Source organism: Pyxidicoccus fallax (assembly GCF_012933655.1).
In the GTDB taxonomy this organism is placed as follows: Bacteria; Myxococcota; Myxococcia; order Myxococcales; family Myxococcaceae; genus Myxococcus; species Myxococcus fallax.
Window position 1 is genome coordinate 1 of the sequence record NZ_JABBJJ010000665.1, and the last position, 2,093, is coordinate 2,093.

Annotated in this window: 3 protein-coding genes; 1 reads left to right on the forward strand and 2 read right to left on the reverse strand. The window is 71.2% G+C overall.

The genetic code is table 11. From position 1 onward, the window contains the following. Nucleotides 1-8: 8 nt before the first annotated feature. Nucleotides 9-626, reverse strand: coding sequence for a hypothetical protein (locus HG543_RS53290; protein WP_169352624.1), 618 nt, complete (start codon nt 624-626; stop codon nt 9-11). A 108-nt stretch (nt 627-734) separates the two neighbouring features. Between HG543_RS53290 and HG543_RS53295 the strand changes: the two genes are divergently transcribed. Then, nucleotides 735-1,715 (forward strand): LysR family transcriptional regulator, encoded by a 981-nt coding sequence (locus HG543_RS53295; protein WP_169352625.1) that lies wholly within the window; start codon nt 735-737, stop codon nt 1,713-1,715. 128 nt (nt 1,716-1,843) lie between these two features. Here HG543_RS53295 and HG543_RS54835 read toward each other — a convergent pair. After that, nucleotides 1,844-2,093: hypothetical protein (locus HG543_RS54835; RefSeq protein ID WP_211194806.1), on the reverse strand; the 250-nt coding region annotated here is incomplete at its 5' end.

Consider the following 2,093-nt stretch of genomic DNA (forward strand, 5'->3'; position numbering starts at 1 on the left):
CGCTTGGGCTACCGGGCCGCGGAGGTGGGGGCGCTGGCGAACTGGTGGGGGGCGAAGAGGGTGGCCTTCTCGCTGTTGCGCACCCAGGGCGTCTCCCCGTCGAGGAGCTCGACGGTTTCCTCCAGGGCGCCCCGCTCGTACGCGTACACCTGGGAGATGCGGTAGCGATTGAAGGGCGCGAAACGGCTGACGTCGGGCTTCATCTCCATGGCGGCCTGACGGAACTCAGGGTCTGCGTGGCCGGTACCGTCGCCCAGGGAGGAGCGGATGGTGCTGGCGACGCGGCCCTGTGAGTCGGGCGCGGTGTAGTCCAGCCGGAAGAACATCGTCTGCTCGCGAGGACCCGCGCTGCCGTCATAGCCGGGGTGGCGGCGGCGCAGGCTCTTCACGGACTCCCAGTGGCTCGCGTACCGGCGCTGCTCCACGGTGAACTCGTAGTCGAACTCGGGGATGCGCTTCCAGGTGCCGCCCTCCAGCCGCTCGGCCTCGCCCCGGCCCACCCAGACCAGGGTGAGCACGGGCTCCGGCTGGGGGCCGGTCGCCAGGGGCACCAGGCCCCCTCGCGAGGAACCACAGCCCGCCAGCGTGAGGAGCACCATCAACATCATCGGAGTCCGGAGCGTCATCGTCATCTCGTTCGTGGAGGGAGCGGAATGCTCACCACGGAGATTGCGCGGGAGGCGCTCTGACAACAATGCGCCGGCTTCTCAACTCACTGTTGTAGATTGGCAACAATGGACTTGAACCACCTCACCGTCTTCCAGGCGGTTGCTCAGACGCAGAGCTTCACGAAGGCGGCCGGGAGGCTGGGGATGGACAAGTCGCGGGTGAGCCGTGCGTTGCGGTCGCTGGAGGAAGCGCTGGGCACGACGCTGCTGGCGCGCACGACGCGCTCGGTGCGGCTGACTCCCGAGGGCGAGGCGCTGCTGCGTCAGGTGGCGCCGCTGCTCTCCGGGCTTCAGGCCGCCGTGGAGCGGGCACCCGGTGGGCCCGCCATTCCCACGGGCGAGGTGACGCTCACCGCGCCGCCAGACGTGGGCCGCGCGCTGCTGGCGCCCGTGCTGGCGGGCTTCCGGGTCCGCCATCCCACGGTGCGGGTTCGCGCGGTGCTGACGTACGAGGTGGTGGACCTGCTCGACCAGGGCGTGGACCTGGCGCTGCGCGTGGGGAAGCCGGGGGCTGGGAGCTTCGTCGCGCGCAAGCTGATGGACCTGGAAGCCGGCTTCTTCGCGTCGCCGCGCTACGTGGAGCGCCGGGGCCGCCCCGCGGCGCTTCCGGACCTCGCGCGCCATGAGTGCCTCTGGCCGCCACCGCCTCGGGGACGCGGGCCTTTTGGCGCGGGGCGCGGAAGGCCTCCGCCGACGGCCTCGGTGGAGTGCTCGGACTTCGGCTTCCTGGCGGAGCTGGCGCGGGCGGGTGGGGGCGTGGCGCTCCTGCCCACGTTCCTCGCGGCGCAGGACGTGGCCCTGGGCTCGCTGGTGCGCCTCCTGCCCGAGGTCTCCTTCCGCGACGCGCCGCTCTTCCTCGTGTCACGGCCCGGAAAGCCCGTGCCGCCACGCGTGCAGGTGCTCAAGGATTATCTCTGGGAGACACTTCACGCAGCGCCACGGCGCCAACCTCCTTCAGCGAAGTCGGGGCAGGGCCTGACGAGCGACGTCATGGAAGGAGTCCCGCGGCAGCGGAGTGAAAGCAGGGCTGCACAACGTCGCGCCTGATTCAGCCAGGACGTCGTAAGGCCCCGCGGGCGGAGGCATTCGCCCGCCTCGGCACCGGCGTCCCCCCCGCCGTCAGCGCCGTCCTGAGCACCCGCCCATGGGATTGATTTTCTCCCCAGATGAGCTCCTCACCCACCCGCACGCTTCCCGGTGCCAGCGCTCCCCACGCGCTCTCCGTGCGCCAGCACCTCCCGCGGCGACGGACGTGTCCGACCGCCCAACGCCTCCGGCCGGGGCGAGTCCGGATGCCAGTGCACGAAGGTGAAGTGGAAGCGCTTCCGCGTCGCGCACCACGCCAGGTGCTTCTCCGGACGCGTCAGCTCCCTCTCGAAGTCCCCCAGGCGATTCGGCGGATGTCGCCCTCGGCCTCCTGGCGCA

Coding starts and splice junctions, on each gene's coding strand:
- HG543_RS53290 (WP_169352624.1), bottom strand. CDS start 626: ATGACGCTCCGGACTCCGATGATGTTGATGGTGCTCCTCACGCTGGCG.
- HG543_RS53295 (WP_169352625.1), top strand. CDS start 735: ATGGACTTGAACCACCTCACCGTCTTCCAGGCGGTTGCTCAGACGCAG.